This is a genomic window from Bradyrhizobium sp. ISRA442 (assembly GCF_038085055.1).
Lineage (GTDB): Bacteria > Pseudomonadota > Alphaproteobacteria > Rhizobiales > Xanthobacteraceae > Bradyrhizobium.
On sequence record NZ_JALGCN010000002.1, the window covers coordinates 349104 to 375992 of the forward strand.

General features: G+C 64.9%; 25 protein-coding genes. 13 read left to right on the top strand and 12 right to left on the bottom strand.

Going from position 1 to position 26889, the window contains the following annotated elements:
- Positions 1 to 190: 190 nt before the first annotated feature.
- The 4 genes from MTR72_RS04685 to MTR72_RS04700 form a co-directional block, all read right to left on the bottom strand.
- On the bottom strand, positions 191 to 1882 hold the full coding sequence (locus tag MTR72_RS04685; RefSeq protein WP_341510132.1) for an FAD-dependent oxidoreductase: 1692 nt from the start codon (positions 1880 to 1882) through the stop codon (positions 191 to 193).
- A gap of 111 nt (positions 1883 to 1993) precedes the next feature.
- Complete coding sequence (locus MTR72_RS04690) at positions 1994 to 3019, bottom strand: S1C family serine protease (protein WP_280965264.1); 1026 nt, start codon at positions 3017 to 3019, stop codon at positions 1994 to 1996.
- Positions 3020 to 3101: 82 nt separating this feature from the next.
- Positions 3102 to 3551 carry a hypothetical protein gene (locus MTR72_RS04695; RefSeq protein ID WP_280965265.1) on the bottom strand — a complete coding sequence of 150 codons (450 nt, stop codon included), beginning with the start codon at positions 3549 to 3551 and terminating at the stop codon, positions 3102 to 3104.
- Positions 3552 to 3558: 7 nt separating this feature from the next.
- Complete coding sequence (locus tag MTR72_RS04700) at positions 3559 to 5157, bottom strand: GMC family oxidoreductase (protein WP_280965266.1); 1599 nt, start codon at positions 5155 to 5157, stop codon at positions 3559 to 3561.
- A 202-nt stretch (positions 5158 to 5359) separates the two neighbouring features.
- Here MTR72_RS04700 and MTR72_RS04705 point away from each other — a divergent pair, with 202 nt between their 5' ends.
- A complete protein-coding gene (locus tag MTR72_RS04705) occupies positions 5360 to 6142 on the top strand; it encodes a thermonuclease family protein (RefSeq protein WP_280965267.1) in 783 nt (260 codons plus the stop codon).
- A gap of 220 nt (positions 6143 to 6362) precedes the next feature.
- On the opposite strand, the gene cyoD is transcribed toward MTR72_RS04705, so the two are convergent.
- From cyoD to MTR72_RS04725, 4 genes are read right to left on the bottom strand one after another with little or no spacing between them, the layout of a single operon-like run.
- Entirely contained in the window at positions 6363 to 6752 is a 390-nt protein-coding gene (gene cyoD, locus MTR72_RS04710) for a cytochrome o ubiquinol oxidase subunit IV (RefSeq protein WP_280965268.1), read from the bottom strand.
- Entirely contained in the window at positions 6749 to 7390 is a 642-nt protein-coding gene (locus MTR72_RS04715) for a cytochrome (ubi)quinol oxidase subunit III (protein WP_280965269.1), read from the bottom strand. Before MTR72_RS04715 ends, cyoD begins: the two co-directional genes overlap by 4 nt.
- Complete coding sequence (gene cyoB / locus MTR72_RS04720; RefSeq protein ID WP_280965270.1) at positions 7390 to 9393, bottom strand: cytochrome o ubiquinol oxidase subunit I; 2004 nt, start codon at positions 9391 to 9393, stop codon at positions 7390 to 7392. Before cyoB ends, MTR72_RS04715 begins: the two co-directional genes overlap by 1 nt.
- Positions 9383 to 10216 (bottom strand): cytochrome ubiquinol oxidase subunit II, encoded by an 834-nt coding sequence (locus MTR72_RS04725; protein WP_280965271.1) that lies wholly within the window; start codon positions 10214 to 10216, stop codon positions 9383 to 9385. Before MTR72_RS04725 ends, cyoB begins: the two co-directional genes overlap by 11 nt.
- Positions 10217 to 10469: 253 nt before the next feature.
- On the opposite strand from MTR72_RS04725, the gene MTR72_RS04730 reads away from it, so the two are divergent.
- The gene (locus MTR72_RS04730; protein WP_341510133.1) at positions 10470 to 11270 is read left to right on the top strand and encodes an SDR family NAD(P)-dependent oxidoreductase; all 801 of its coding nucleotides are present in this window, start codon (positions 10470 to 10472) and stop codon (positions 11268 to 11270) included.
- Positions 11271 to 11454: 184 nt separating this feature from the next.
- Here the strand turns inward: MTR72_RS04730 and MTR72_RS04735 are convergent, their stop codons facing one another.
- Positions 11455 to 12792 carry a PQQ-dependent sugar dehydrogenase gene (locus MTR72_RS04735; protein ID WP_280965273.1) on the bottom strand — a complete coding sequence of 446 codons (1338 nt, stop codon included), beginning with the start codon at positions 12790 to 12792 and terminating at the stop codon, positions 11455 to 11457.
- Positions 12793 to 13040: 248 nt separating this feature from the next.
- Between MTR72_RS04735 and MTR72_RS04740 the strand changes: the two genes are divergently transcribed.
- From MTR72_RS04740 to MTR72_RS04760, 5 genes are all read left to right on the top strand, one after another.
- Positions 13041 to 14234 carry a urate hydroxylase PuuD gene (locus MTR72_RS04740; protein WP_341510134.1) on the top strand — a complete coding sequence of 398 codons (1194 nt, stop codon included), beginning with the start codon at positions 13041 to 13043 and terminating at the stop codon, positions 14232 to 14234.
- Positions 14235 to 14387: 153 nt separating this feature from the next.
- Positions 14388 to 15245 (top strand): VOC family protein, encoded by an 858-nt coding sequence (locus MTR72_RS04745; protein WP_280965274.1) that lies wholly within the window; start codon positions 14388 to 14390, stop codon positions 15243 to 15245.
- A gap of 78 nt (positions 15246 to 15323) precedes the next feature.
- On the top strand, positions 15324 to 15599 hold the full coding sequence (locus MTR72_RS04750; RefSeq protein ID WP_280965275.1) for a hypothetical protein: 276 nt from the start codon (positions 15324 to 15326) through the stop codon (positions 15597 to 15599).
- Between the two features lie 38 nt (positions 15600 to 15637).
- Positions 15638 to 16051, top strand: coding sequence for a hypothetical protein (locus MTR72_RS04755; RefSeq protein ID WP_280965276.1), 414 nt, complete (start codon positions 15638 to 15640; stop codon positions 16049 to 16051).
- Between the two features lie 57 nt (positions 16052 to 16108).
- A complete protein-coding gene (locus MTR72_RS04760) occupies positions 16109 to 16576 on the top strand; it encodes an NUDIX domain-containing protein (protein ID WP_341510135.1) in 468 nt (155 codons plus the stop codon).
- Between the two features lie 34 nt (positions 16577 to 16610).
- On the opposite strand, the gene MTR72_RS04765 is transcribed toward MTR72_RS04760, so the two are convergent.
- From MTR72_RS04765 to MTR72_RS04775, 3 genes are read right to left on the bottom strand one after another with little or no spacing between them, the layout of a single operon-like run.
- Positions 16611 to 16994 (bottom strand): cupin domain-containing protein, encoded by a 384-nt coding sequence (locus tag MTR72_RS04765; RefSeq protein WP_280965277.1) that lies wholly within the window; start codon positions 16992 to 16994, stop codon positions 16611 to 16613.
- 22 nt (positions 16995 to 17016) lie between these two features.
- On the bottom strand, positions 17017 to 17721 hold the full coding sequence (locus MTR72_RS04770) for an SDR family oxidoreductase (protein WP_280965278.1): 705 nt from the start codon (positions 17719 to 17721) through the stop codon (positions 17017 to 17019).
- 48 nt (positions 17722 to 17769) lie between these two features.
- Entirely contained in the window at positions 17770 to 19569 is a 1800-nt protein-coding gene (locus MTR72_RS04775) for a thiamine pyrophosphate-binding protein (protein WP_280965279.1), read from the bottom strand.
- A gap of 225 nt (positions 19570 to 19794) precedes the next feature.
- On the opposite strand from MTR72_RS04775, the gene MTR72_RS04780 reads away from it, so the two are divergent.
- From MTR72_RS04780 to MTR72_RS04805, 6 genes are all read left to right on the top strand, one after another.
- Positions 19795 to 20706 (top strand): IclR family transcriptional regulator, encoded by a 912-nt coding sequence (locus MTR72_RS04780; RefSeq protein ID WP_280965280.1) that lies wholly within the window; start codon positions 19795 to 19797, stop codon positions 20704 to 20706.
- A 141-nt stretch (positions 20707 to 20847) separates the two neighbouring features.
- Positions 20848 to 22092: an ABC transporter substrate-binding protein gene (locus MTR72_RS04785; RefSeq protein WP_341510136.1), complete on the top strand. Its 1245-nt coding sequence runs from the start codon at positions 20848 to 20850 to the stop codon at positions 22090 to 22092.
- A gap of 84 nt (positions 22093 to 22176) precedes the next feature.
- Entirely contained in the window at positions 22177 to 23052 is an 876-nt protein-coding gene (locus MTR72_RS04790) for a branched-chain amino acid ABC transporter permease (RefSeq protein ID WP_280965282.1), read from the top strand.
- On the top strand, positions 23049 to 25589 hold the full coding sequence (locus MTR72_RS04795) for a branched-chain amino acid ABC transporter ATP-binding protein/permease (RefSeq protein ID WP_280965283.1): 2541 nt from the start codon (positions 23049 to 23051) through the stop codon (positions 25587 to 25589). The genes MTR72_RS04790 and MTR72_RS04795 overlap by 4 nt, the downstream gene beginning before the upstream one ends.
- Before the next feature lie 346 nt (positions 25590 to 25935).
- The gene (locus tag MTR72_RS04800; RefSeq protein ID WP_280965284.1) at positions 25936 to 26595 is read left to right on the top strand and encodes a hypothetical protein; all 660 of its coding nucleotides are present in this window, start codon (positions 25936 to 25938) and stop codon (positions 26593 to 26595) included.
- 29 nt (positions 26596 to 26624) lie between these two features.
- Positions 26625 to 26861 (top strand): HGGxSTG domain-containing protein, encoded by a 237-nt coding sequence (locus MTR72_RS04805; RefSeq protein WP_280971043.1) that lies wholly within the window; start codon positions 26625 to 26627, stop codon positions 26859 to 26861.
- The last annotated feature ends 28 nt before the right edge of the window (positions 26862 to 26889 follow it).

The window sequence follows — 26889 nt, forward strand, 5'->3', positions numbered from 1 at the left end:
CTCGCAATGACGAGGTTGCGGAACGAGCGCGCCACGCTCTCAACTGTCATCGCCCGGCTTGACCGGGCGATCCAGTACGCCGCGGCGGTCGTGTGAATCTCGCTGTCTCTGGAATACTGGATGCCCCGCTTTCGCGGGGCATGACGGCGGAGGAGATGCAGGGTCGTTGCCACGGTCGACGCCAACGTCATCACACCCCCTCCGCCAGATGCCGCCCCGCGATGTACCCGAACGTCAGCGCCGGTCCGAGCGTGATCCCCGGTCCCGGATAGTTGCCGTTCATGATCGAGCCCATGTCGTTGCCGCAGGCGTAGAGGCCGGCGACCGGCGAGCCATCCTCGCGCAGCACGCGGGCCTGGGCATCGACCTTCATGCCGATCGCCGTGCCGAGATCGGCCGGATAGATGCGCATCGCGAAGAACGGGGCGCGGATGATCGGCGCCACGCAGGGGTTGGGCTTGTGAGCCGCATCTCCGAGATGGCGCTGATAGACGGTGCTGCCGCGGCCGAATTCCGGATCGCGGCCGTCCCTGGCGTCGGCGTTGTAAGCCGCGATCGTGGCCGCGAGCGCGGACGGCTTGATGCCGATCTTGGCGGCGAGTTGCTCGATCTTCGCGGCCTCGATCAATTCGCCGCTTGCTACATAGCGGCGGACGTTGCGCGTGAACGGCTTGATGCGGCCGAGGCCGTAGCTCCACAGGAATTGGCGGTCGCAGATGAGATAGAACGGGCGATCAGGCTCGCCGTTGCCATCGCGCAGCATGGCAAGCACGAATTCGTGGTAGGACAGCGCCTCGTTGACGAAGCGCCGGCCGGCCGCGTTCACCGCGATCACGCCCGGCTTGGCGCGGTCGGTCACCGTGTGCGGAAAGACACCGCGGCTGCCGTCGGCGCGGCGAAACAGCGAGGCCGGCACCCAATAGGCCGGGCTGGTCGCTTCCATGTTCAGCGCGGCGCCGCTTGCGCTCGCAAGGCGAAGCCCATCCCCGGTGTCGGAGGTGTTGGTCGCCGAGACGAACCCCGCAGCCGCCGGGAAAAAGCGCTTGCGCAAGCCTGGGTCGTGCGAGAAGCCGCCGGTCGCCAGCACCACGCCGCGGCGCGCGGCGATAGTGCGGTCGCGGGAGCCGTGACGGATGACCACGCCACTGACGCGATCGCCCTGTATCGACAGCTCCTCAACGTCGGTGCTGAAGAGGATCTCGACCTGCCGCGCCAACAGCGAGGCGTACAGCCGTGCGGCGAGCGCATTGCCGAGATGCAGCGTCGTGCCGCGCGGTGCGCGCAGCCGCTGCCAAGCGTATTCTGAAATGAGCCGCGCCGCACGCAAGGTCGAAGGCAGCGATTTGCCGACCCGGCGCAGATGCGGGATGTCGAGGCGGTTGACCATCATCCCGCCGAACAGCGTGAACTCCGGCAGCGGCGACCGCAGACGGGCGAAGTTTGCACCGAGGCTCGTTCCGTCGAAGGCGACCGGCTCGAGCACGCGCCCACCGGCCGTGGCGCCCAGCCGCTCCGGATAATAGTCCGGATACGTCTTCACCGGCTGCAGCCGCACCTCGGTGTTGGCCTCGAGATAGGCGACCGCCTCCGGCCCGCGCGCGAGGAAGGCAGCGCGCAACCCGGCATTGGCGGGTTCGGGCACCGTGCTCGACAGATACCGGACCGCGTCCGAGACGCTGTCGGACAGCCCCGCCTCTTTCATCTTGAGATTGGCCGGAATCCAGACCATGCCGCCGGACCAGGCGGTGGTGCCACCGACGAAGGCGGTCTTCTCGATCACCAGCACGCGCAAGCCTTCGGTGGCGGCAACGGCCGCCGCCGTCATGCCACCCGCACCGGCGCCGATGACGATGACGTCGTAGGGCTCGTGCGCCGGCATCATGCGGCCAACTTCCGGGAGCGAGGCATGCCGCTGTCATACCCCGCCCGGAGGGACGAGCGCTCTATTTTTTGCACATGATTTTATCGGAAAACCGCTTCGCACTTTTCCGGATCATGTGCCCCGCGCCGGCTTGCGCTCGACCGGATCGATGTCGATGGCCCGCAGGCGGCCGAGCCGCAGCACGTCCATGGCAAGACGTCGGCCGATCCGGTCGCGATCGAGCACGCGGATCAGGTCGTCAACGCCGTTGATCTCGACGCCGTCGAGCCTGATGACGACGTCGCCGGGCAGCAGGCCCGCCTTCGCCGCCGGGCCGTCCGGCTCGATCTGCATCAAGAGCGCGCCCATCTTGTTCTCGACACCGGCCAGCACCGCATGCCGCCGCGGGATCGGCGCGGTCTGCCCGGCAACGCCAATATAGGCACGGCGGACATAGCCGTGGCGGATGATCTCCGACAGCACGAACTGCGCGGTGTTGCTGGCGACCGCGAAACAGATGCCTTGCGCACCGCTGATGATGGCGGTGTTGATGCCGATCACCTCGGAATTCGACGACACCAGCGGCCCGCCGGAATTGCCGGGATTGAGCGCGGCATCGGTCTGGATCACGTCCTCGATGGTCCGCCCGCTCACCGAGCGGATCGAGCGCCCGAGCGCCGAGACCACGCCGGCCGTCACGGTCGACTCGAAGCCGAGCGGATTGCCGATCGCGATCACGAGCTGGCCGCGCCGCAACGTCTTGGAGTTGCCGAGCGCGGCATAGGGCAGGTCGCGCACGCCGTTGGCGCGCAGCAGTGCAAGGTCGGTGTCGGGGTCGACGCCGAGCACCCGGGCGTCGCCGACATGACCCTCGACGTCGCGCAGCCGGATCTCCTTGGAGGAGCCGACCACGTGGCTGTTGGTGAGGACCAGCCCGTCCGGCGAGATCACGATGCCCGAGCCAAGCCCGCCGCGCTCGCGGCCGTTCGGCACCTTCGGTCCGGTCTCGACGCGCACGACGGCAGGGCCGACGCGGTCGGTCACGTCGATCACGGCATTGGAATAGGCGTCCAGCAGGGCCCGATCATTGTCCGGGGCAGCCGCTGTGATTCGCGATGACAGGCCGTCATCGGCGATATCTGAGGTAAAATCCAACATGGCGAGAGTCCTTGAGGCTCACACAGATGGTGGCCTATTCCGTCTCGCGCAAGTGGCCCGCATCAAGCGCAGGGCTGGGCTGCTAGGGCACCTGTCGCAGCGTGCCTGCCCTTGCCCTGACCGGATCGAGCAACGACCAGTCGCCGTCCGGAAGCACGTGCCCCTTGGGGAACGGCGCACGCAGCTCCAGCCCGAGCGAGCGCAGCACACGGTCATCGCGGTAGTAGCATTGCAGCACGACGCGGACCAGGGTCGCAGCGGCAGCGCCGCCAGAGCTGCGGAATTCCCGTGCCACCGCGTCGCGCCTCGCCGCATCGAGCTCGGCGAGCGGTCGGCCCGCCAGGCGCCCCAAATGGTCCAGCGCCTGGCGCACCAGCGCCGTGTCACGGCCGAGCGTCGCCAGCATGTCGGCCTGGATCGCAGGGTCGTCCGCGCCGGGCACCTTGTACTCGTCGCTGGCGGGAATGATCATCGCGGCGACAGTGCGGAGATCGTCGCGTTGGGCGCGCGTGAGTTGATTGTCTGCGGACATGACGGCCTCAGTCGAACAAATTGGCGAGGCGCTGCTTCATCTGGTCGGCGACGTAGAGCGCTATGGCCTGGATGGTCGAGGTCGGGTTGACCCCGCCCGAGGTGACGAAGACGCTGCCGTCGACGATGAAGAGGTTCTTCACATCGTGCGAGCGGCCCCATTCGTTGACCACGGAGCGTTCGGGATCGGTGCCCATCCGCGCCGTGCTGAGCAGGTGCCAGCCGCCCCAGGGGATAGGATTGTTGATGCAGATGTCGGTTGCGCCGGCGGTCTCGAGAATCTCCCGGCCACGGGCGAGCGCGTGGTCCATCATCTTGCGGCTGTTCTCGCTGATCGTGTAGTCGATCTTCGGCGCGGGAATGCCGTTAGTGTCCTTCAGGACCGGATCGAGCGTAACGCGGTTGTGTTCCTCCGGGAGATCCTCGCAGATCGCCGAGACAGCAACACGGTGGCCGTTGAGCCTGCGGAACACGCGATGATGCTCCGCACCCCACGGCAGAATGCCCTTCTGCTCGCTCGCGACCGCCTCGAACACCGGCCCGGCGCCGCGCCCGAACTGGATGCCGTAGCCACGAACGAAGCCGCGCGACAGATCGGTGTCGTAGAATTCCTTGCTCCAGAGACAAGTCGGCGGGGCGCGGTTGGAGTCGGTCGGCTCCTTCACGTAGCCATAGATCTGCGCGTAAGGGTGGAACATCAGGTTCTTGCCGACGAGGCCCGATGAATTGGCAAGGCCGTTCGGGAAGCGGCTGGACGCCGAGTTCAGCAGGAGCCGCGGCGTGCCGACACCGTTGCAGGCGATGATGACGACATGCGCCGGCTGAAACTGCTCGATGCCGTCTTTGTCGTAATAGACCACACCGGAGGCCATGCCGTTCTCGTCGGTCGTGATCTCGCGCACCCGGCAATGGGTACGCAGCTCGACCCCGGCGCGGATCGCCTGCGGCCAGTAGGTGATGTCGGTCGAGGATTTTGCGCCTTGCGCACAGGCCGGCGTGCAATGGCCGAGATTGATGCAGCGCGCCCGGCCCTCATAGTCCATTGTCGCAACCGTCGTGTCCGATGGCCACCAGTGCCAACCGAGCTTGTTCATGGCATTGCCGATCAGCGGCCCGGACAGGCCGAGCGGCTGCGGCGGCATCGGCGGATGCGTCAGCGGCGAGAGCGGATCGCCTGACAGGCCGGATGTACCCATGATCCGGTCGTTCTCCTCGAAGAACGGCTCCAGCGTGTCGTAGTCGATCGGCCAGTCGTCGGCGACGCCGTCGAGCGTCTTCACCCTGAAATCGGAAGGGTGCAGCCGCGGCCAATGGGCCGTGTACATCACGGTCGAGCCGCCGACCGCGTTGAAGCTGACGACCTTGATCGGCGAATTGTCGTCGTTGATGGGATAGTCCTCGGGCCTGCCACGAACGTTCGGGCTGGTCGACCATTCGCCGTAGAACTTGGCTTCCCAGTCGCGGCCCGTGCTCGGATATTCCGCGGGGTTCATCCAGCCGCCCTGCTCCAGGCAGAGAATGTGCATCTTGGTCTCGGCCAGCGACCACGCGACGGCGGCGCCCGAAGCGCCGGCGCCGATGATCAGGACGTCCACGGGGTCTTTCATCGAAACATTGTCCTCCCGCCCTCGCCGCTTCGCGGGCGATTCGGCCTTTCGCAGCTTGTCTGAACGGCAAACGATAGGGGCAGACCGGCCGGCGAGTAAAGGCGTGGTGCACGAATGTCGCACTTCGCACAGCGCAGACCATTGGTGTTGCCATGTCCGGATGCTAGGAACGAAGGGCAAGAGCAATCGATAGTGAGATCGTATGTCCTTCAAGAATTCCTTTGCCGGCGCTATCGCGCTTGTTTTGTTTCTCGCTCTGTCCGGACTTCTGATCACCACCGGATCCGGCTTCGCGCTGACCGCAGCCGCAACCGTCCGGGATGCCAACTCCATCCAGCTCGGCGACACCACCTATCGGCTCGATGGCGTCGACGCGCCGGAGCTGGACCAAGTCTGTATCGACGATCACGCCGATCCCTGGACCTGCGGGCTGGACGCCCGCGACCAACTCACGAAATTGATCGGCGGGCGGACCGTTCGCTGCGACGATGTCGGGCCAGAGAAGAGCTTCGGCAAGCGGCACCGTGCGATCTGTACGGCGGAAGGCGACAAGGTCAGTTTGAACGAGCAACTGGTCAAACTCGGCTTTGCCCTCGCGCGCGAGCCCGTCAAGGCGAACGTCAAGCCGGCGGCGGCCGAAGCCAAGGCCGCCTCGGCCGGCATCTGGAAGGGCTGCTTTGCTGCACCGCAAGAGTTCCGCACCGGCAAGAAGGACGGCGCGCTCCTTGGGGCCGCCTGCCGCCCCGATCGCGACAAGGAAATTCGCGCCGTGCTGTTCCCGGAGGATCTGGCGATGCCGCCGAACTGCAGCATCAAAGGCAAGCTCGCGGTGCGCGCCCGCGTCACCGGCAATATCGGCATCTATCATTTGCGAGGCTGCCCGAGTTATCCGGCGACGACGAAACCGGACCGCTGGTTCTGCTCGGAGGACGACGCGCAGGCTGCCGGCTTCCGCAAGGCGTATAATTGCCGCCGGCCGAAATGAGAGAGCGCTTCACGCAACTGTGAGCGGTAATCCGAGACAGTATTGATCCGGAATTGAACTCTATCGGGAGTTGTTGCATCTCATATATGTGCGGTAGCACGTGGTGCTAACGCTTCCTTGGCAGCAATCCGGCTCCGGCCCGATTGTCTTTGCTTGGGCGTTTCCTCCCTAGACTTGGGCCGCTTGTTCATCGCAAGCGGCTCTTTTTCTTTGCCCCAGGCTAGCTGCGCATCTGCATGATCTGGTCCATCGGCGGCATGTTCTGATTGAGGTGCGCCATGATCCAAACGGTGCCACCGACCACCAGGAAGACGATCAGGAGGCCGAAGGCGAGCGCCAGAACGTTGTTGGTGTTGTCCGGGCCCGTCGTGATGTGCAGGAAGAACACGAGATGCACGCCCATCTGCGCGATCGCGAGCACGATCAGCGCGACCGGAATCGAAGGCTGCCAGACCAGATCCGTGCCAGCGATGAAGAACGACGTCGCGGTCAGGAGCAGCGCCAGGACGAGGCCGACGACGTAGCCGAGGATCCGCTCGCCGACGCTGTGTTGTTCTTCCTCGCCCGGTGCGAGGTCGAGCCGCGTGGGCACATGCGTCTCATCGCTCATGGCGCGCCTCCAAGCAGGTAGACGACTGAAAAGATCGCGACCCAGATGATGTCGAGCGCGTGCCAGAACAGCGCGAAGCACATCTGGCGGCGCAGGATGTCGGCGCGAAAACCCTTGGCGAAGACCTGGGCCATCATGGTGAGAAGCCACAGCACACCGGCCGAGACATGCAGGCCGTGGCATCCGACGAGCGAGAAGAACGCGGTCAGGAACGCACTGCGCGACGGCCCGTAGCCGCGGGACACCAGATCGGCGAATTCACGGAATTCAATGCTGAGAAAGGCAAGCCCCAGCACGCAGGTCACGGCCATGCAGAGATAGAACCACAGCCTGTTGCGCACGTCGGCGGCAATGCTCGCCATGCCGCAGGTGAAGCTCGACAGGAGCAGGCAGACCGTCTCGATCGCGACGTTCTTCTGCTCGAAGATCTCCGAGCCTTTCGGGCCACCGGCGGTCTGGTGGACGAGCACCGCATAGGCCGCAAAGAAGCAGGAGAACATCACGATGTCGGAGAGCAGGAAGACCCAGAAGCCATAGGCGGTGACGATGCGCTTCGGTGCCGGCCCGGGATGCTCGAGGACGCGGCCGATATGGTGCGGGTCGGCATGCGCGTGGCCATAGGTCGCGGTCATCGCCATTAGAGGGCTCCCGCCATGCTGACGAGGTTGCGGCGTTCCTCGATGTTGGCCTGATCGATCCGCGCGACCTCAGCCGCCGGTATGACGTATTCGTCATGGTCGCGCCAGGCGAATACGACGAAGGTCGCGAACGCGCCAAGGACGCCCAGGATCACCATCCACCAGATGTGCCAGATCAGCGCAAAGCCCGTGACACTGGCGAAGAACGCGCAGACGAATCCGGTCGGCGAGTTTCTCGGCATCTCGATATCCTCGTATTCGGGCTCGAAATGATGCGCGAGCTGCTGCTCCTTGGCGTGCTGCTTCATCGCCCAATAGGCATCCTCGCCGCGCACATCGGGATGGAAGGCGAAGTTGAACACCGGCGGCGGCGACGAGGTTGCCCATTCCAGCGAGCGGCCGTCCCAGGGATCGCCGGTGCGATCGCGCAAAGCCTCCCGGTTGCGGATGCTGACCACGAGCTGCATGACCTGGCAGATGACGCCGACCGTCAGCACCGCCATGCCGATCGCGGCCACGAGCATCCAGGGCCGCCAGGCCGCGACGTCGTAGTGCTGCATGCGCCGCGTCATGCCCAGCATGCCCACGATGTAGAGCGGCATGAACGTAATGTAGAAGCCGGTGAAGGTGAACCAGAACGCCGCCTTGCCCCAACGCTCATCGAGGCGGAAGCCGAACGCCTTCGGAAACCAGTATTCGAAGCCGGCGAAGGCGCCGAACAGCACGCCGCCGATGATGACGTTGTGGAAGTGCGCCACCAGGAACATGCTGTTGTGGAGCAGGAAGTCGGCCGGCGGCACCGCCACGAGGACGCCGGTCAGGCCGCCGATGATGAAGGTCACCATAAATCCGATGGACCACAGCATCGGCGTCGCGAAGCGGATGCGGCCGCCATACATCGTGAACAGCCAGTTGTAGATCTTCACCCCCGTCGGCACCGCGATGATCATGCTGGCGATGCCGAAGATCGCGTTGACGTCGGGCCCCGCGCCCATCGTGAAGAAGTGATGCAGCCAGACCATGAAGGAGATGACGCAGATCGCCATGGTGGCAAGGACCATCGAGCGGTAGCCGAACAGCGGCTTGTGAGAGAAGGTCGACACCACCTCCGAGTAGATGCCGAAGGCCGGCAGCACGAGGATGTAGACCTCCGGATGTCCCCAGGCCCAGATCAGATTCATGAACATCATGACGTTGCCGCCGGCCTCGTTGGTGAAGAAGTGAAAGCCGAGATAGCGGTCGAGCAGCAGCATCGCGAGCGTTGCCGTGAGGATCGGGAACGCCGCGACGATGAGCAGGTTCGAGGCCAGCGTCGTCCAGCAGAACATCGGCATGCGCAGATAGTTCATGCCCCTGGTGCGCAGCTTCAGCACGGTGGTCACGAGATTGATGCCGGCCACCAGCGTGCCGACGCCGGAAATCTGGAGCGACCAGGCATAATAGTCGACGCCGACGCCCGGCGAATAGGTCAGCCCCGACAGCGGCGGAAAGGCGAGCCAGCCGGTGCGCGCGAATTCGCCGACCACGAGCGAGATGTTGACGAGCAGCGCGCCGGTCGCGGTCAGCCAGAAGCCGACCGAATTCAGCGTCGGAAAGGCGACGTCGCGCACGCCGAGCTGGAGCGGCACGACGAGGTTCATCAACCCAATCACGAACGGCATCGCCACGAAGAAGATCATGATGGTGCCGTGGGCCGAGAAGATCTGATTGTAATGCTCCGGCGGCAGATAACCCTGCGATTGGTAGGCGATCGCCTGCTGGATTCGCATCATGATCGCGTCGCTGCCGCCGCGCAGCAACATTACCGAGGCCAGCAGCACATACATGACGCCGATGCGCTTGTGATCGACGCTGGTGATCCATTCGTGCCAGAGATAGGGCAGATGCCCTTTCACCACGACCCAGGCCAGCACGCCCAGGATTGCGACCAGCACCACCGCGCCTGCGATGAGCGGAATCGGCTGGCCGAACGGGATCGCCGACCAATCGAGCTTACCGAACATCATGGCCTCCCCTGTGCGACCGGTCCGCCTCGGATGCGACTTGCGGTCCGGGCCCGGGCGGAATGTGCTGGGTCGCGATGAGGTCAAAGAGCCGGGGATCCTCGAGCCGGTAGGTCGGCCTGCCTGTCTCGATGCCCTGCTGCATCAGTTTCTTGTAGCTGTCTTCGTTCAGCACGGAATCGGTCTTCGCCGTGCTCGCCACCCAGTCGGGAAAGACGAGCGGCGAGATCACGTTGACGTCGAACATCATGTCCGGGAAGCCATCCCCGGAAAAATGCGCCGAGAGCCCCTGAAGCTTGCCCTCGTTGTCGGCGCGCAGGTTGAGCCGCGTCACCATGCCGTTCATCGTGTAGATCATGCTGCCGAGCTGCGGGATGAAGAATACGTTCATCACGCTCGACGACGTGAGCTGGAAATTCAGCTCGGCGCCGGCCGGCACCGTCAGCGTGTTGACGGTGGCAATGCGCTGGTCCGGATAGATGAACAGCCACTTCCAGTCGAGCGAGACGGCCTGAATCCGCACCGGGCTGCCGGTCCCCGGCACCGGTGCTGCGGGGTCGAGCTGATGCGAGCCGATCCAGGCGACACCGCCGAGCAGGATGACGGTCAGAGCGGGGATCGCCCACACCACCATTTCGACCCGGCCGGAATAGACGAAGTCGGGCTGATAGTGCGCGCGCGGATTGGACGCCCGAAACCAGAAGGCGAAGCCCAGGATCGCGATGATGGTCGGCACCACGATCGTCAGCATGATGAAAACGGAATCGACCAGGATGGTGCTGTTCGCAGCAGCAACGGGCCCTTGCGGATCGAGCAGATTCATCGGCGAGCCACTTGTGGTTGGGAAGCCCCGAGGAAGAGCGTAGCGCGAAACAGTGCCCGCAACAAACGCAGTTGTGTGAAGACGGTTCCGGCGCAGCGGCGAGCCGTTGGGCGCCACGCACTATCATCGCGGCGAAGGAGCCATGCATGGCCGGCGGGAGGGCGTGCGCTAGGAGCGACCATCACTGGACATGATCGATCTTCTGTTGCGATCTGCCCATGCTATCGTGATGAAAAAGCAGGGAGAAAACGTCATGCGCTTGAAGGACAAGGTCGCCATCGTGGTTGGAGCCGGGCAGAGTCCCGGCGAAGGCATGGGCAATGGCCGCGCCACCGCACTCACGTTCGCGCGCGAGGGCGCGAAGGTGCTGTGCGTCGATCATCATCTCGAGTCGGCCGAGGAAACTGTCGCGATGATTGTGGCGAAGCAGGGCACCGCCGCGGCCTTCAAGGCCGACGTCACGCGGTCAGCCGACATCAAGGCGATGGTGGCGGATGCGCAGGCGCGCTGGGGCCGGATCGACGTGCTGCACAACAATGTCGGCGTTAGCCTCGCCGGCGGCGACGCCGAGTTGCTTCAGTTGACCGAGGAGGCGTTCGACCGCGTCGTCGCCATCAACCTGAAGAGCTGCATTCTGGCGGCGAAAGAGGTGATCCCGATCATGCGCGCGCAGAGAAACGGCGCCATCATCAACATCTCCTCGATGGCCGCGATCACGACCTATCCCTACGTCGCCTACAAGGCGACGAAGTCGGCGATGATCGCCTTCACCGAACAGCTCGCCTACCAGAACGCCGAATACGGCATCCGCGCCAATGTCATCCTGCCGGGCCTGATGAACACGCCGATGGCGGTCGACACCCGCGCCCGCGAATGGCACAAGACCCGCGCCGAGGTCGAAGCCGAGCGTGACAGCAAGGTGCCGCTGCGGAAGAAGATGGGCACAGGATGGGACGTGGCCAATGCCGCGCTGTTCCTGGCGTCGGATGAAGCGAACTTCATCACCGGCGTGACGCTGCCGGTGGACGGCGGAGCGAGCGTGCGACGGGGGTAAGCCGAGGCGAACACGATGCCCTTCCCTTCTCCCCTTGTGAGAAGGAGGCGCGAAGCGCCGGATGAGGGGTCTCTATCCACAAACTCAACTGCGCGAGATCGCTCGCGGAGAGAGGCCCCTCACCCGGCTTCTCTATCGCGAAGCCACTACCCTCTCCCACAACAAGGGGAGAGGGGCAGCAGCATCATTGCGGCGCGTTTGTCACCCGCCAGATCGTGCCGTTGCCGTCTTCCGAGATCAGCAGCGAGCCATCCTTCGCCACTGCGACCCCAACGGGCCGGCCCCACACTTCGCGGTCGTTGACGACGAAGCCGGTGATGAAGTCTTCGTATTCGCCGGTCGGCTTGCCGTCCTTCATCCGGATTCGGATCACCTTGTAACCGGTACGTTTCGACCTGTTCCAGGAGCCGTGCTCGGCTGCGAAGGCATCGCCCCGATACTCGGCTGGAAACTGCGTGCCCTGGTAGAACGTCATGCCGAGCGAGGCCGAGTGCGGCTGCACCAGCACGTCGGGGACCGTCACCTTGTCCTTGAGGTCCGGCCTCGCGCCGGCGTGGCGCGGGTCCTCGTTGCCGCCGATATAGAACCATGGCCAGCCGTAGAAGGCGCCTTCCTTCACGCTCGTCACGTAGTCGGGCACGAGATCGTCGCCGAGACCGTCGCGCTCGTTGGTCGAGCACCACGGCAGCCCGGTCTGCGGCTGAATCGCCAGACCGACGCAGTTGCGGATGCCGGTGGCGTAGATCTTCCGCTCCTTGCCGTCCGGATTGAAGGCAAGCACGGCGCCGCGCTCGGTCTCACTCGCCCAGGCAGCGCCCAGCGGCTGCGTGCGCGACCAGGCTGCCAATCCGCCCGGCGGATTGCCCATGCCTTCCGCGAGATTGCTGTGCGATCCGACCGACACCAGCATGCGCTTGTTGTCCGGCGTGAAGACGATGTCGCGGGTGGAATGGCCGCCATCATGCGGCAGGCTCGCCACGACCGTCTCCGGTTTGCCCCGCGCCTTGAGATCGCCGGCCTGATAGGGAAAGCGGACGACACCGTCGGTATTGGCGACATAGACCCATTGCGGGTCGTCGCCATTTGGAAAGAACGCAATGCCGAACGGCTGTCTCAGGCCGCTGGCATAGACGTCGTTGGTCGCGACCTTGCCCTCGCCGGCGCGGAGCACGCGGATAGTCCCCGCGCGCGTCTCCGCGACGAAAATATCGCCGTTCGGCGCAACCCGCACGGTGCGTGGACCGCGCAGCCCTTCCGCGAACAGCTCGACCTTGAAGCCAGCCGGCACCTGCAAGGACGCTTCCGGCGAACGCGGCACGACGCGCGGAAAACTCGCAGCCGACGGCGTGCCGCCCGGCCTGGCGAGATCCTGCGGGCGGATCAGCCTGACCGTGCCGGGCTTGTCGGATTGCCAATTGCCATAGGCCGCCTTGCCTTGCAGCACCGGCTCGGCCTGCACACCGGTCGCGGCGGCGGCCAGCAACCAGGCGGATGTCGCCACGGACCAGATATTGTTCTTCACGTCGCCTTCCTCCCGGCTCGCACCGTCGAGCTTCGCTCCCGCTGCACAACGCCGATCGCATCACATACGTTCTTCGGCGGGTCTAACGCCTGCCGAATCCCACGTCAGCTCATGCCCGCACGATGTGCAGCAAGGTGCGCCCATCGTACTGGAAAATGCCGCTGATCGGTGCGACACATTGTAAGGGCGCGGCCGTATTGCGGTCATCAAAGCTGCGGCATATCGGCGCCGTGACTGACGGGGTGATCATGTGGGGATCCATCGTATCGGAATGGGCGAGCCTGCTGTTGCGCTGGCTGCACGTGGTGGCCGCGATCGCCTGGATCGGCAGTTCCTTCTACTTCATCCACCTCGATCTCAGCCTGAGGCCAACGCGTGATCTGCCGGACGGCGTGCACGGCGAAGCCTGGCAGGTCCATGGCGGCGGCTTCTATCGGATCATGAAATATCTGGTGGCCCCCCACCGGATGCCGGAGGAGCTCACCTGGTTCAAATGGGAAGCCTACACCACCTGGCTCTCCGGCTTCGCGCTGATGGTGGTGGTCTATTATCTCGATGCCGACCTGTTCCTGGTCGACAAGTCGATCCTCGACCTGACGCCGGCACAGGCCGGCTTCTTCAGCTTCTGCAGCCTGGCGCTGGCGTGGGCACTCTATGAGGTCGCCTGCCGCACCGGGCTTGCGCAGCGCGAGCTCGCCTTCGCCATCGGCGGCTACGTGTTCCTGGTCGCGCTGACTTACGCCTTCACGCGCGTCCTGAGTGGCCGCGGCGCCTTCAACCAGATCGGGGCGATCGTCGGCACCATCATGGTCGCCAACGTCTTCGCGGTGATCATCCCGAACCAAAAGAAGATCGTAGCTGCGCTGATCGCGGGCCAGGCCCCCGATCCGAAGCTCGGAAAAGCCAGCAAGGAGCGTTCGGTCCACAACAATTATCTGACGCTGCCCGTCGTCGTGCTGATGATCAGCAACCACTATCCGCTGCTCTACGCCACCCGCTTCAACTGGATCATCGTCGCGATCGTGCTGGCGCTGGGGCCGGTGATCCGCCACTTCTTCAACGCGCGGCATGCCGGACGCAAATCGCCATGGTGGGTGTGGGGCGTGGCGGCGATTGGCGTGATCGCCATCGGCCTCCTCTCCGCGGCCGGACCGCGCGAGATCAATACGGGGGCGCTGGCGACGCAGCCAACGCTTGCCGATGTCGAGGAGATCGTGATGTCCCGCTGCAGCATGTGCCATGCCGCCGAGCCGGTCTGGGCCGGCATCGTGTCCGCGCCGAAAGGCATCTTGCTTGACGGCAGTGAGCACATCCGGCGCAACATTCGCCTCATCGGCCGTGTGGCGGCATGGTCCAACGCGATGCCGCCGGGCAACATCACCGACATGACCACCGAGGAGCGCGCGATCCTCGCCGCCTATATCAGCCGGCAGGATCGCTGACGCCGTCGACTGCAGCGCGTCGACGCGGCGCTTCGCGGAAAGAAATTGCGCATCCGCCGCCGATTTCAAAATGACTCGCGCGTCCATCCAGCGTAGACATGCTACGGCCGCTTGTGCGGTCCGTCAGCCCATTCATACGCCGGGGAAATAGCAGTGGCCCTCAAGAACGTCATCGGTATCGACCACGCCGTGGTCATGGTGAAGGACCTCGACAAGGCAGCCGAGAATTACAAGCGGCTCGGCTTCACCGTGTCGCCGCGCGGCACCCACAGCGCGCATATGGGTACGGGCAACTACACCATCATGTTCGACCCCGACTATATGGAGCTGCTCGGCGTGCTCGCGCCGACCGAACAAAACGCGCCGGCACGCGCCTTCCTCGACACGCGCGGCGAAGGCATCGAGCGCATAGCTTTCACCGCGGTCGATTCGGCCGCCGGTGCGGAGGAGATCCGCGCGCGCGGCCTCACGCCGATCGGTCCGACCGATTTCGAACGGCCGGTCACGCTGCCGAACGGCACGGTGTCCGCAGCGAAGTTTCGCACCTTCATGTGGCCGACCGAGGAAGCGCCGGGCGGCGTGCGCATCTTCGCCTGTCAGCACAAGACCCGCGAGACCGTGTGGATCCCCGAGCTGATGGCGCACGCTAATGCGGCCAAGCGCATCAAGCAGGTGCTGATCGCAACACCCGATCCCGCGAAGGAGGCATCGCATCTGTCGCGGCTGATCAATCGCGAGCCGAAGACGGAAGCCGACGGCGCCGTTAGCGTCGCCTCCGGCGGCGATCGTGCCGATTTCGTCTATCTGACGCTGGATCAGCTTGGCAAACGCTATTCCGGTGTGGCGCTGGAAGGTCTCTCGAAGCGCGGCGGCGCGGCGCTGGTGCTCGCCAGCAGCGATCTCGCCGCGACCGAAAAGGCGCTGGGCCCGGTGGCCTCGCGCAGCGGAGCGGCGATCTGCGTGCCGCCGGCCAAGGCCAACGGCACCCTGCTCGCCTTCATTGCCGGCTGATTTGAACTAATTCTTTAACATGCGTTTACCCGGCGGCCTTAGGATTTCCGGCAATTCACGCCGCCTGGGGCTAAGCGCATGTTTAGAGAAGGCTCGCCGATCGCCTATGACGCGCCGGCCGAATTGAAGAAGTGGCCGTCGCTCAGAGGACAGAGACAGAAGGACAGAGGTCCGCCCTATCTCGTCTATAACGGCACGCTCGCCGAATGCGTCCGCGAGCTCATGGCCAAGCCGATCAAGGGCATCTCGCTCTACGACATCATGACCAAGCCGCAAGCAGCCTTCGACCAGACCGTGCTGTCGCCGGGCGATGCCGCCGAGATCGCGATGCGCAAGGATTTTCCGAAGGACTAGCCGGCGTCATTTCAGCACGCGCCTCGCAGCCTGCTCCATTGAGTTTGGCAGTTGCGGGCTGCTTCGTGCCGCGCGAGACGCGCGACTACGTCCGCAGTATCACCGGTACCAAGGCCGAAGACTGGATCGAGCGCTCCGAGGCCCTCGCGATCCGGATCGACCTGCCGCGCGAAGCCCCATGCAAAGGCGTCGGCAGCCTGTCCAAGACCAAGGATGTCGCCTGGGTTCCCGTGAACCTGACACGCGCGGTTACCACCATCATCCAGAAGGCCGAGGCCGCACAGGTGGCTGCGCGGCAGACGGCGAGCCGTGCGCGCAAGCGGTTCGCATCCTTGCTCAAGAAAACTACCTCGGCCCACGGCAAGGGGCGCGGCATGATCGCGGCGCGTGCTACAAAGGGCGCGAAGGCACGCGCCATTCGCGTCGCGTCACGCGAGCGATCCTCGAGCTGATGCGCAGATCGGAGGTCGCTTTAGGGCGCGCCTTCCCATAGTCCGCGGGAGCTCGCGATGGCATCAAAGAGCGCTGGAATTATTGCCTATCGGATGCGACCGGAGATCGAGGTCCTGCTCGTTCATCCGGGCGGGCCGTTCTGGCGTAACAAGGATCTCGGCGCCTGGTCGATCCCGAAAGGCGAATATGCGGACGGACAAGACGCTGAAGCCACCGCGCGGCGGGAATTTGCCGAGGAGCTCGGACTGGAGCTGACTGTCCCGCTGGTCGCGCTGGGGCAGGTCAAGCAACGCGGCGGCAAGATCGTCACCGCCTTTGCTGCCGAGGTCGACATCGATACCCACAGCATTCGCAGCAACACCTTCCAGATCGAATGGCCGCCGCGCAGCGGCAAACGGCAAGACTTTCCCGAGGTCGACCGCGCTGAATTTTTCGCACTTGATGAGGCAGGCGAGAAAATCAACGAGGGCCAGCGCCCCCTGCTCGACCGGCTGGCGCAGCTTGTCGGCGGCGGCTCCCGCTAGAACGCGGCGACCGCCACACGCTGCGTGGCATCGCTCAGACCGGCTTCTCGTTGTCCGTCACCGGCGAGGTGACCACCAGGAACACGAGGTCGGTCAGGCCCGAATTCGAGATCGCATGCTCGACGCCGGGCGGCAGGAAGATCACGTCGTGCTTGCGCACCACATGGTTCTTGCCCGCGATCTCCATCAGCCCCTCACCTTCGAGCACGTGATAGACCTGCTCCTGCACCTTGTGATGATGCCGCGCCACATAGGCCATCGGCTGATACATCGAGATGCGATAATCGATGCGGCGCGAGCCTGCGGTTTCCGGCATCACCAGCGGCTTTGACAACGCGCCGCCGAAATGGTTCGGGAATTCGCGCCAAGGCACCTCGGCAATGTTGCGGATGAAGGCGCCGTTGCTTTCGTCGGCCATGATCGTGCTCCTTTCGCGCGTCTCAATTCACCAGCGCGCCGCCGTCGATGTAGACGATCGAGCCGGTCGCAAAACCGTTAGCCATGAAGCCTGCGATCTGCTGGGCAATGTCCCCGGCCATGCCGACCCGGCCGACCGGCAGTGCAGCAGCGGTCTTGGCCAGCATATCGCGCCGTGCCTGTTCCGGCATCGCGGCCCGGATGGGCGTGTCGATCACGCCAGGTGACACGGCGTTGACGCGCACCGGTGCAAGCTCGAGCGCCAGGGCTCGCGCAAGCGATTCCAGCGCTCCGTTCGCAGCGCTGATGATCGCCGAGTTCGGCCGCGGCCGGACGCTGAGGAAACCGGTAACCAACGTGAGCGAGCCGCCGGGCCGGATCATGGCCTCGCGCGCCACGCGCCAGGCACCCCAGAACTTGCCTTCCATCGTGGCGCGCACGTCCTCCATCGCAACCGTCTTGAACGGCCCGGTGCGAAGCTGCGCCGCCGTCAGGACGACGTGGTCGACGGCGCCGGTGCGGCGAAACAGCTCGGCAACGCTTTGGTCGCTGGTGACATCGGCCGGGATCGCCGTCACCTTCAACCGCTCCGCGACGGGATCAAGCTTCGCGGCACTGCGCGAGGCGATGATGACCTCCGCGCCTAGCGTCTTGGCAAGCTCTGCCGTCGCAAGACCGATGCCTGAGGAGCCGCCGATCACGACGACCTTCTTGCCTGCGAGCGTCATTCCCATCTCCCCGATATCTCGTTGATTGCAGATCTGCGAGCTGCGTGATCAGCCCGGCTGATAGCGCGTGCCGATGCCGGCCTTGCTCTGGCCCAGTCCCGGCAACTCCCAGACGCCGGCACCGGCCGGATTGACGTCAGCAGCGATGTCGACGTCGATCAGATACGGCTTGTTGGCAGCGATGCCCTTGCGGATCGCTTCGCCGAGGTCGCCCGGGCGATCGACCCGCACGCCCTCGACGCCGCAGGAGCGCGCCATTGCGGCGAAATCGGGATTGTAGCGCTCTCCCGTCTCGGGATGCCTGAAGTCGGTCGCAAGCTCGCGTCCGCCGAGATAGCCGCGCTGGAGACCTCGGATCGAAGCGTAGGCGTAATTGTTCCAGACCACCCAGACCACTGGCAGATTGTACTCGACCGCCGTGCCCAGCACGTTGGCGTGCATGAAGAAGGCACCGTCGCCGCACACCGAAACGCAGGGACGATCGGGGGCCGCGAATTTTGCGCCCATCACGCCGGCGACGCCAAAGCCCATCGGGCCGAAGCCCGTCGAGCCGATCAGCGAATCCGGCCGCTTCGGCTTGCAGAAGCCGAGCAGCCAGTTGTGGTGCACGCCAATGTCGGACACGAGGATCGCATCCTCCGGCAGCGCCTTGTCGATCTCGGCGGCCGCGCGCTGCGGATTGATCGGCGTGGTGTCGTCGGAGAATCCGGGCGCGACGAACTTGTCCCACTCGTTGCGATATCCATCGATCTGCGCCAGCCATTTCTTGCGCGCATCGGATTTCCTGGAGAGGTTGTCGCGGCGATCGAGCTCGGCATGAACCTGACGCAGGAAAGTGCGAACATCGGCCATCAATCCGAGCGCGACGGGATAGTTGCGGCCGATCTCCTCGGGATCGATGTCGACATGGATCAGTTTCGTCGGCGGGATCGTGAAGGAATAGCCAGGAATCCATGAGCTCGAAGTGCGGTCGTCGAAACGGACGCCGAGCGCGAGCAGCACGTCGGCCTGACGTGTCGCGTGATTGGCTTGGTAATGCCCGGCGCGCGCGACGAGGCCAAGTGCCAGGGGATGGTTGACGTCGAGCGCGCCGAGACCGCTGGCAGAGGCAGCGACCGGAATCTGAAGCCGCTCGGCGAGCCTACGCAGCTCGTCGGCGGCACCGCCATAGCGCACGCCCTGCCCGACCAGCATCACCGGCCGTTCCGCCGAGAGCAGCATGTCGACCGCTTTCTCGACGCCATCAGGGTCGGCACCGCAGCGGCTCGAGATGTTGGCGTTCCACTCGATCGCCTTCGGCGCCTCTTCGGCAGCCGACTCCATGAACACGTCGAAGGGCACGTCCACAACGACAGGGCCCGGACGTCCCGTGATCATGGTCTTCCAGGCCTGTCGCACCGCGAGCGGCACCATCTCGCCGCGCGTCGGCTGAAATACCTTCTTGCAGATCGAGCGCACGGTGGAAGGAAAGTCGGCCTGGTAGTGCCGGTACATCTCCTGGAACGCTCCGCGATTGAACTGGCTGGTCGGCACATTGCCGGTAATCGCCATGAACGGCACGGAGTCGAGAAAGGCGTTGGCGAGCGAGATCGGCAGATTGGCCGAGCCTGGTCCGCACGACGTGAAGGTCGCGGTCGGCTTGCCCGAGACGCGGTAGTAGACATCGGCCATGAAGCCGGCGACGCTCTCGTGATGCACGGAGATCGTCTTGATCTCGGAGGAGCGCGCGTACAGCGCGTCGATGAACTGGATGTTGCCGTGGCCGCACAGCCCGAACACCTGCGGCACCTTCTCCTGGATCAGATAATCGACAATGACCTCGGCGCCATTGAGCATGTTTCGCGACATCAACCGGTCTCCCTCTCGGCCCGACGACTTCTTATGTACCGATGCGGAGAACGCGGCCGGTCATCACTGGGCCGCGAGCACCCTATTTCTCATAATGCTGTACGTCAATTTATATTGTGATAGGCTCTTCCTGGAGGAAGCGCGGGTTCTGCTCCGACGCTTGCGTGGTTGCATGCTACTGTCGAGCACCGAGTCATAACGGATTTGCCAGAGGGGGCCTTTTCCTTGAGATCGCGCACCAAGCCCAGTACCAGCGAGAAGCCTGCGAGCCCGCGCAAGGCTGCGATTGCCAAGCTGGTTCCCGCACCCCAGGTCGATGGCGACGACGAGGCCGACGACAAACAGCGGGGCGGCGGTGTCCAGTCGCTTGGCCGCGCCTTCTCGATCCTCGAAGAGGTGGCGCGTCACCGCGAAGGAATTGGGCTTGCGGAATTGAGCAAGCTCGTCGGCCTGCACAATTCGACCACCTTCCACCTTGCGAAGACGCTGGTCTCGCTCGGCTATCTCCGCCAGGAGAAAGACAACAAGCGCTACCGCATCGGCCGTCCGCTGTTTGCGCTCGCGGCATCCGCGCTCGATGAGATCGAGATGGTCAATGTCGCGACGCCCGTGCTGGAGGAGCTGTCGCGCCAGACCAGCGAAAGCAGCCATTTTGCCGTGCGCATGGGCGATGCCGTGGTCGTCATCGCCCGCACCAGCGGTCCCGGCGCATTTCAACTGACCGACCGCGTCGGCGTGGTGCGGCCGGCTCATTGCACCGCGCTCGGCAAGATCATCCTCGCCTCGCTCCGGCCCGACCAGCTCAAGCGGTTTCTCGACCGTGCGGAGCTCAAGCCGTCGACGCCAAAATCCATCACCGATGCCGGCGTGCTGATGCGCGAGATCGCCGAGGTTCAGCGCACCGGCGTTGCGTTCGACGATGGCGAGTTCAATCCGGAAGTGCGCTGCGTCGCCGTGCCCGTGACCGATTTCACCGGCCAGGTGATCGGCGCGCTCGGCATTTCCGGTCCGATCTGGCGGCTCTCCAACCAGGCGCTGCACGCGAGCGCGCAGGTCGTGCAGGCCGCGGCCAACCGCCTGTCGGCCGAGTTCGGCGCCAAAGGCGCGGCGCACAAGGCGATCACGCAAAAAGTCTAAGGCCCACGCAAGCGGCGATTTTGCCGGTTGACACCGGCGATGCCGTTCGGGATTATCCTCCAGCATTAGAAAAACGTCTCTCACAATATCGGATACGCGGTTTTGAAGAGAGACACGCGATGCACCGGGGAGGAGACAGACATGATCCGCTACCGCCGACGGACGTTGTTACGGGCGGGCGCTGCCTTCGCAGGCGCGGCCGCACTGGGGTTTCCGGCAATCGCGAGAGCCCAGGCCGAGAAGATCCGGATCGGGCATCTGACCCCGCTGACCGGCTTTCTCGGCGTGATCGGCGGCTACGCGCAGTTGGGCGTGAAGCTCGCTGCCGAAGAGATCAACCAGTCCGGCGGTGTTCTCGGCAAGCAGATCGACCTCGTCTCGGAGGATTCGATCAATCCTGCGACGGCCGCCACCAAGGCGCAGCGCATGCTGGAGCAGGACGGCGCGGTGGTGCTGCTCGGCGAGATCTCCTCGGCCTCCTCGCTCACCATCATGCAGGTCGCCGAGCGCAACAAGAAGGTGTTCTTCTCGACCGGCGCACGGTCGGACGCGCTGCGCGGCAAGAATTGCAACAAATATTCCTTCCACTGCGACATCCCCAACACCGTGATGGTCAACGCGGTCGGCACCGCGCTGTCGCAGAAGGGCATGGTGAAGGGCAAGAACTTCTTCACGCTCACGGCCGACTACATCTTCGGCCACGACCTTTTGAAGGCGGCGAAAGCGTTCTTCGGCGCGCATGACGCCAACCTGATCGGCGACGAGCTGATCGCGACCGACGTCACCGACTTCAGCCCCTATCTGCTCAAGGTGCGGCAGGCAAAGCCCGACGTGGTCTGCTGCAACCTCGCCGGCAACCAGGTCACCAATCTCGTCAAGCAATATGCCGAGTTCGGCCTGCCCTATCCGCTGGTCGGCTTCAACCTCAACACCGGCGATGCCTGGGCCGCGGGCGCGGGCAATCTCAGCGGCACCTGGCCGACGGTCTGGTATCACACGTTGAACAATCCGGCGTCGCAGGCCTTCGTCGCGGCCTTCACCAAGAAGTACGGCAAGCCGCCGGAGAACCACGCCTGGATCGAATATGTGACGCTCAAGCTGCTGGCGGAGGCGATCAACACCACGAAGTCGACCGACAGCAATGAGCTGATCGCCTATTTCGAGAAGCAGTCGCAGTTCGACATCATGAAAGCGCGCAAAGCCTATTTCCGCTCTTGGGATCACCAGATGGTGCAGGAGGCCTATCCCTTCACCGTCAAGCCGAAGGACCAGATGAAGGACCAGTGGGACATGCTGGTGCTGGGCGAAGCAGTACCGGCCGCGAACGACCCGCTGGAACAGATCTATCCGACCAGGGAACAGAACCCCTGCGAGATGAAGGCCTGACGCGCTCGCGCGCGCCAGGGCCGATTGGCGTCAGCGGCGCCGGCACCAACGCCGGCGCCGTTTTGCCAAAGCGATGGACGCAACATGCAGTTCGAGTTCTTGCTGGAACAGGTGGTGAATGGCCTCGTGCTCGGAGGCTATTATCTCCTCATCGCGCTCGGGCTGTCGCTGATCTTTTCCGTCGGCGGCATCGTCAACCTCGCGCATGGCGCCTTCTACGCGCTCGGCGCCTATGTCTTCGTCGAGCTGGTGAAGCATCTCGGTTTCGGCGCGTCCGTCGTGATTTCGCCGTTCGCGGTCGCCCTGCTCGGCATCCTCTTTGAACGCTTCATCCTGCGCCGTTTCTACACGGCCGACCCGATCCTCAGCCTGCTCGTGACCTTCGGGCTTGCGATGGTCGCCGAGCAGGCGATCCGCATGATCTGGGGCGCCGCGCCCGTGTCGACCGGGATCCCGCAGAGCTTCCGCGGCTCCGTCGTCGTCGGCGATTTCCTGTTCTCGCGCTATCGCCTCCTGATCCTCGGCGTGGTGGCCGCCGTGCTGCTCGGGATCTGGCTCTTGCTGCACAAGACCTCGTTCGGGCGCGTGGTGCGCGCCGGCATCCAGCGGCCGGACATGGTCGCCGCGCTCGGCATCCGCCTGCAGCCCTACATGACCGCGATCGTCATGCTCGGCGTCGGCATGGCCGCGCTCGGCGGCGCCTTCTTCGCGCCGATCACCACGGTGCATCCAGCGATGGGCGCCGAGATCATGACGGTGGCCTTCGTCGTCGTCGTGATCGGCGGGCTCGGCAGCTTCTGGGGCGTCGTCATCGCCGCCCTCCTTGTCGGCGTGGTGCGCGGCATCGCCATTCATTTCGAGCCGGCCGCAGGTGAAGCCTCGATCTACATCCTGATGTTCCTGGTGCTGCTGGTGCGCCCGCGCGGCCTGCTCGGCGAACGCATCGAGAAGTTCGAATGACCCGCACCTCCGCCACCGAGAAGTTGAAGCCGCTCCTGATCGCGGCCGTTGCGGTCATCGCGCTGCCCTTCGTGCTCAGGGCACTCGGCCTGTCCGTGAACACCGGCACCTGGATCGTCGGGCTTGCGATCGCGACCATGGGGCTCAACCTCTGCATCGGCTATACCGGACTCGTCTCGTTCGGCCACAGCACCTGGTTCGGCGTCGGCGCCTACGCCGCCGGCCTGATCCAGCTTCGCTTCTTTCCCGGCGATATCTGGCTGCCGCTGCTCTCATCGATGATCGTCGTCGCGATCGCATCGACCGTGATCGGCATGCTGATCCTGCGCCGGCGCGGCGTGTACTTCTCGCTGCTGACGCTCGCGCTGGCCGCGCTGGTCTATACCACCGCCTTCCGCTGGACCAGCCTGACCGGCGGCGAGGACGGGCTCGGCGGACTGAAGCGCGGCGACATCGGTCCCATCAGCCTCGACAGCGCGCTCAACTACTACGCCGTCGTCGCCGGAAGCGGGCTCGTCGTGCTCTATGTCCTGATGCGTCTCGTGCGCTCGCCCTTCGGCCATGTGCTGGTTGCGATCCGCGAGAACCAGCTCCGCGCGAGCTTCCAGGGCTATCCGGTCGAGCGCTACAAGCTCGCGGTGTTCGTGATCTCGGCCGTCGTGACCGGTCTTGCGGGTGCGCTGATCGCGTTCCTGAACTACCTCGTCTCGGCCGAAGCCGTCTCGGTGCCGTTTGCCGGCGAGCTGCTGGCGATGGTGGTCATCGGCGGCATGCGCAGCCTGCTCGGGCCTGCGCTCGGCGCGCTGTTCTTCATCCTGTTCCGCGAGCTGTTCTCGATCTGGACATCGGACTGGCTGTTCTGGTTCGGCGTCACTTTCGTGGCCTTCGTGATGTATTCGCCGGGCGGCCTCGTCGGCATCGGCGCGCTGATCATGCGCCGCTTCCGTCCCGCCGCGGAAGAGTCCGCCGCGATGAGCCGGCGCAAGATCTATGACGGCCTGCCGATGCCAGATTTCCTGCGGCCGGAGGCGCGACGAGGCACCGTGCTCGAGGTCAACGGCGTCTCCAGAAAGTTCGGCGGTATCCGCGCGGTGGAGAACGCGAGCATGACCGTCGCCGCCGGCGAGATCCACGCGCTGATCGGACCGAACGGCGCCGGCAAGACCACGCTGTTCAACCTGGTCTCCGGCCTCTACGCGCCGGACCAGGGCACGATCCGCCTCAACGGCCGCGACATCGCCGGCGTGCCGGCGAATTTGATCTGCCACCAGGGGCTGGCGCGCTCGTTCCAGATCACCAACCTGTTCCGTGGCCTCACGATCTACGAGAACCTGCGCCTGTCGCTGCAGGCACGGCGCGCCATGCGCTTCAACATCTGGAACGATATCGATGCCTATGAGGAGATCCACGCCGAGACGGCCGCGCTGATCAAGTTTCTCGGGCTCGAGGGCATCGAAACGATCGAGGGCGGCGAGCTCTCCTATGGCGGGCAGCGGCTGGTCGATCTCGGCATCGCGCTCGGCTCCAAGCCGCAGGTGCTGCTGCTCGACGAGCCGCTCGCCGGCCTTGCCGCCGCCGAGCGCGAGCGCGTGTCCAATCTCGTCAAGAACATCGCCGCCAACATTCCCGTTCTGATCGTCGAGCACGACATCGACCGCGTGCTGGGCTTATCGCAAGTTGTCACCGTGATGAACCAGGGCGAGGTGCTGATGTCCGACTGCCCGAAGGCGGTGCGGGCAGATCTACGCGTGCAGGAGATCTATACCGGCAAGGGCATTCCCGCCGTCGAGCATCAGCGCAGCGACGAGGCGGCCGGCGCGCGCGAAAGCGTGCTGCGCCTCGATCGCGTCAACACCTTCTACGGCAAGAGCCACATCCTGAGCGACGCCGCGCTCAACGTGCGCGAGGGCGAGATCGTCGCGCTACTCGGGCGCAACGGCGCCGGCAAGTCAACGCTGCTGAAGACCATCGCCGGCCTCGTGCCGGCCGCAAGCGGCAGCATCATCTATCGCGGCGACGACATCGCGAGCCTCCCCGCGCCCGACATCGCGCGCCGCGGCATCGGCTACGTGCCGCAAGGACGCGGCCTGTTCGCCGGCATGACCGTGCGCGAAAACCTCGCGCTCGGCCGCCTCGCGCGCAAGACCGACGGCTCTGGCGGCGTGGTCTGGAACGAAGAGCAGATCCTGCACACCTTCCCGCGCCTGAAGGAGCGCATGAACGTCGCCGCCGACTATCTCTCCGGCGGCGAGCAGCAGATGGTGGCGGTTGCCCGCGCGATGTCCGGCAATGTCCGCCTGCTGCTGCTCGACGAGCCCTTCGAGGGCCTCGCGCCGGCCGTGACGCTGGAGCTGTTCAAAGTGTTCGACCAGCTCCGCAAGCACATGTCGATCGTAATCGTCGAGCACAATCTCGATCTCGTGCTCGCGCTTGCCGACCGCGTCTTCGCGCTGGAGCGCGGCGCCGTGTTCCACCATGGACCGGCGGCCCCGCTGTTGAACGATCTTGGCTATCGCAAGCAGATTCTTTGGCTCTGACGGATCGCCGACGCCAGTCGCGCGTGATGCCTGGCAATTCTGCCGCCGGGCACGTGGGAGCCGGCCTCCAACAAAAAACGCGAAAACGACCCCATGCAAAGTAGCCGGCGCCTGTCAGAACAAGGCCTTGCGCATCCGCAAAACGCCATTTGACACGTCGGGCAAAACACCGGCACGATGGCATCATCGCAACGATCCGTCAGCGTCCACGCTGACCACGGCCATGGCCGCTTCGACACCGTTGCGTGGAATCCCCTCACCGACATCTCAATCATCGCACCCGCGCGGCAGGCGGGCGAAGCCCGCGCCGCGACCGCAGGCCTGCGCCGACAAAGGACCCATCGACATGACCAAAACTCCGACACGCACCAGGACGGCGCCGATCGCGGCAGACGATCGCAGCGCCCTCGCCGCGGGCCCGCGGATCAAGCTCTACAGGCGGCGAATTGCGATCGACCATCCCGACCCGCAAACCGGCGAACGGCTCTTGGCCGACGCGCTCGGCGCCGTCGACCGTGACGCGCTGGATGGCATTCTGAAACAGTTGGTCAAGGCCAGCGTGATCGGACAAAAGCCCGATGAAGCCAATCTCGCCTTCATGATCTCGATGATGAAGAGCATAAGCCCTCGGGACTCCATCGAAGCCATGCTGGCGGCGCAGATGGTGTCCGTGCACGTGACGGCGATGCGATGCGCCTACCGCCTAGCCTGCGCCAGCGATCTAGCCAGCCAGGACAGCGCCTCGCGCGCATTGGCCAAGCTCGTGCGCACCTTCCCGGCCCAGATCGAAGCGCTGAGCCGCTACCGCAACAACGGCGAGCGCGCCATTACCGTGCAAGCCCTGTCGGACCAGGATGGTGGAAAGACGATCGTCGCCAACGTGACGCAGCATGCGAGCATGATCGTTGCAGAGACGGGCTCGAAGGATGCGGCGATGGTTTCCACGCATGAAGCTGGCGAACGAGGGCATGAGGAGGCCGACGCCACGCAAGGCGCCGCTGCATGAGCCGCGACCACGCCCGCAACACAGGCCCAATGCTGGCGGCCCCGCGCTGCGGAGCCAGGACCCGCCATGGCTCTGCTTGCCGCGCTCCGGCGGTGCTGGGCAAGACGCGCTGCCGCATGCACGGCGGCGCGGACGGATGCGGGGCACCCAGGGGAAATCGGAATGCAAGGAAGTATGGGCTATTCACCACGGAGGCGATCGCCGAGCGAAGGCAGATGCGGGCGTTGCTGGATGAAGCACGGAAGCTGCTGGGAGAGATGGAGTGAGCTGGCGGTGACGCCGGGCAGCCAACAG

Coding starts and splice junctions, on each gene's coding strand:
- MTR72_RS04685 (WP_341510132.1), bottom strand. CDS start 1,882: ATGATGCCGGCGCACGAGCCCTACGACGTCATCGTCATCGGCGCCGGT.
- MTR72_RS04690 (WP_280965264.1), bottom strand. CDS start 3,019: ATGTTGGATTTTACCTCAGATATCGCCGATGACGGCCTGTCATCGCGA.
- MTR72_RS04695 (WP_280965265.1), bottom strand. CDS start 3,551: ATGTCCGCAGACAATCAACTCACGCGCGCCCAACGCGACGATCTCCGC.
- MTR72_RS04700 (WP_280965266.1), bottom strand. CDS start 5,157: ATGAAAGACCCCGTGGACGTCCTGATCATCGGCGCCGGCGCTTCGGGC.
- MTR72_RS04705 (WP_280965267.1), top strand. CDS start 5,360: ATGTCCTTCAAGAATTCCTTTGCCGGCGCTATCGCGCTTGTTTTGTTT.
- cyoD (WP_280965268.1), bottom strand. CDS start 6,752: ATGAGCGATGAGACGCATGTGCCCACGCGGCTCGACCTCGCACCGGGC.
- MTR72_RS04715 (WP_280965269.1), bottom strand. CDS start 7,390: ATGGCGATGACCGCGACCTATGGCCACGCGCATGCCGACCCGCACCAT.
- cyoB (WP_280965270.1), bottom strand. CDS start 9,393: ATGTTCGGTAAGCTCGATTGGTCGGCGATCCCGTTCGGCCAGCCGATT.
- MTR72_RS04725 (WP_280965271.1), bottom strand. CDS start 10,216: ATGAATCTGCTCGATCCGCAAGGGCCCGTTGCTGCTGCGAACAGCACC.
- MTR72_RS04730 (WP_341510133.1), top strand. CDS start 10,470: ATGCGCTTGAAGGACAAGGTCGCCATCGTGGTTGGAGCCGGGCAGAGT.
- MTR72_RS04740 (WP_341510134.1), top strand. CDS start 13,041: ATGTGGGGATCCATCGTATCGGAATGGGCGAGCCTGCTGTTGCGCTGG.
- MTR72_RS04750 (WP_280965275.1), top strand. CDS start 15,324: ATGTTTAGAGAAGGCTCGCCGATCGCCTATGACGCGCCGGCCGAATTG.
- MTR72_RS04760 (WP_341510135.1), top strand. CDS start 16,109: ATGGCATCAAAGAGCGCTGGAATTATTGCCTATCGGATGCGACCGGAG.
- MTR72_RS04765 (WP_280965277.1), bottom strand. CDS start 16,994: ATGGCCGACGAAAGCAACGGCGCCTTCATCCGCAACATTGCCGAGGTG.
- MTR72_RS04770 (WP_280965278.1), bottom strand. CDS start 17,721: ATGACGCTCGCAGGCAAGAAGGTCGTCGTGATCGGCGGCTCCTCAGGC.
- MTR72_RS04775 (WP_280965279.1), bottom strand. CDS start 19,569: ATGTCGCGAAACATGCTCAATGGCGCCGAGGTCATTGTCGATTATCTG.
- MTR72_RS04785 (WP_341510136.1), top strand. CDS start 20,848: ATGATCCGCTACCGCCGACGGACGTTGTTACGGGCGGGCGCTGCCTTC.
- MTR72_RS04790 (WP_280965282.1), top strand. CDS start 22,177: ATGCAGTTCGAGTTCTTGCTGGAACAGGTGGTGAATGGCCTCGTGCTC.
- MTR72_RS04795 (WP_280965283.1), top strand. CDS start 23,049: ATGACCCGCACCTCCGCCACCGAGAAGTTGAAGCCGCTCCTGATCGCG.
- MTR72_RS04800 (WP_280965284.1), top strand. CDS start 25,936: ATGACCAAAACTCCGACACGCACCAGGACGGCGCCGATCGCGGCAGAC.
- MTR72_RS04805 (WP_280971043.1), top strand. CDS start 26,625: ATGCTGGCGGCCCCGCGCTGCGGAGCCAGGACCCGCCATGGCTCTGCT.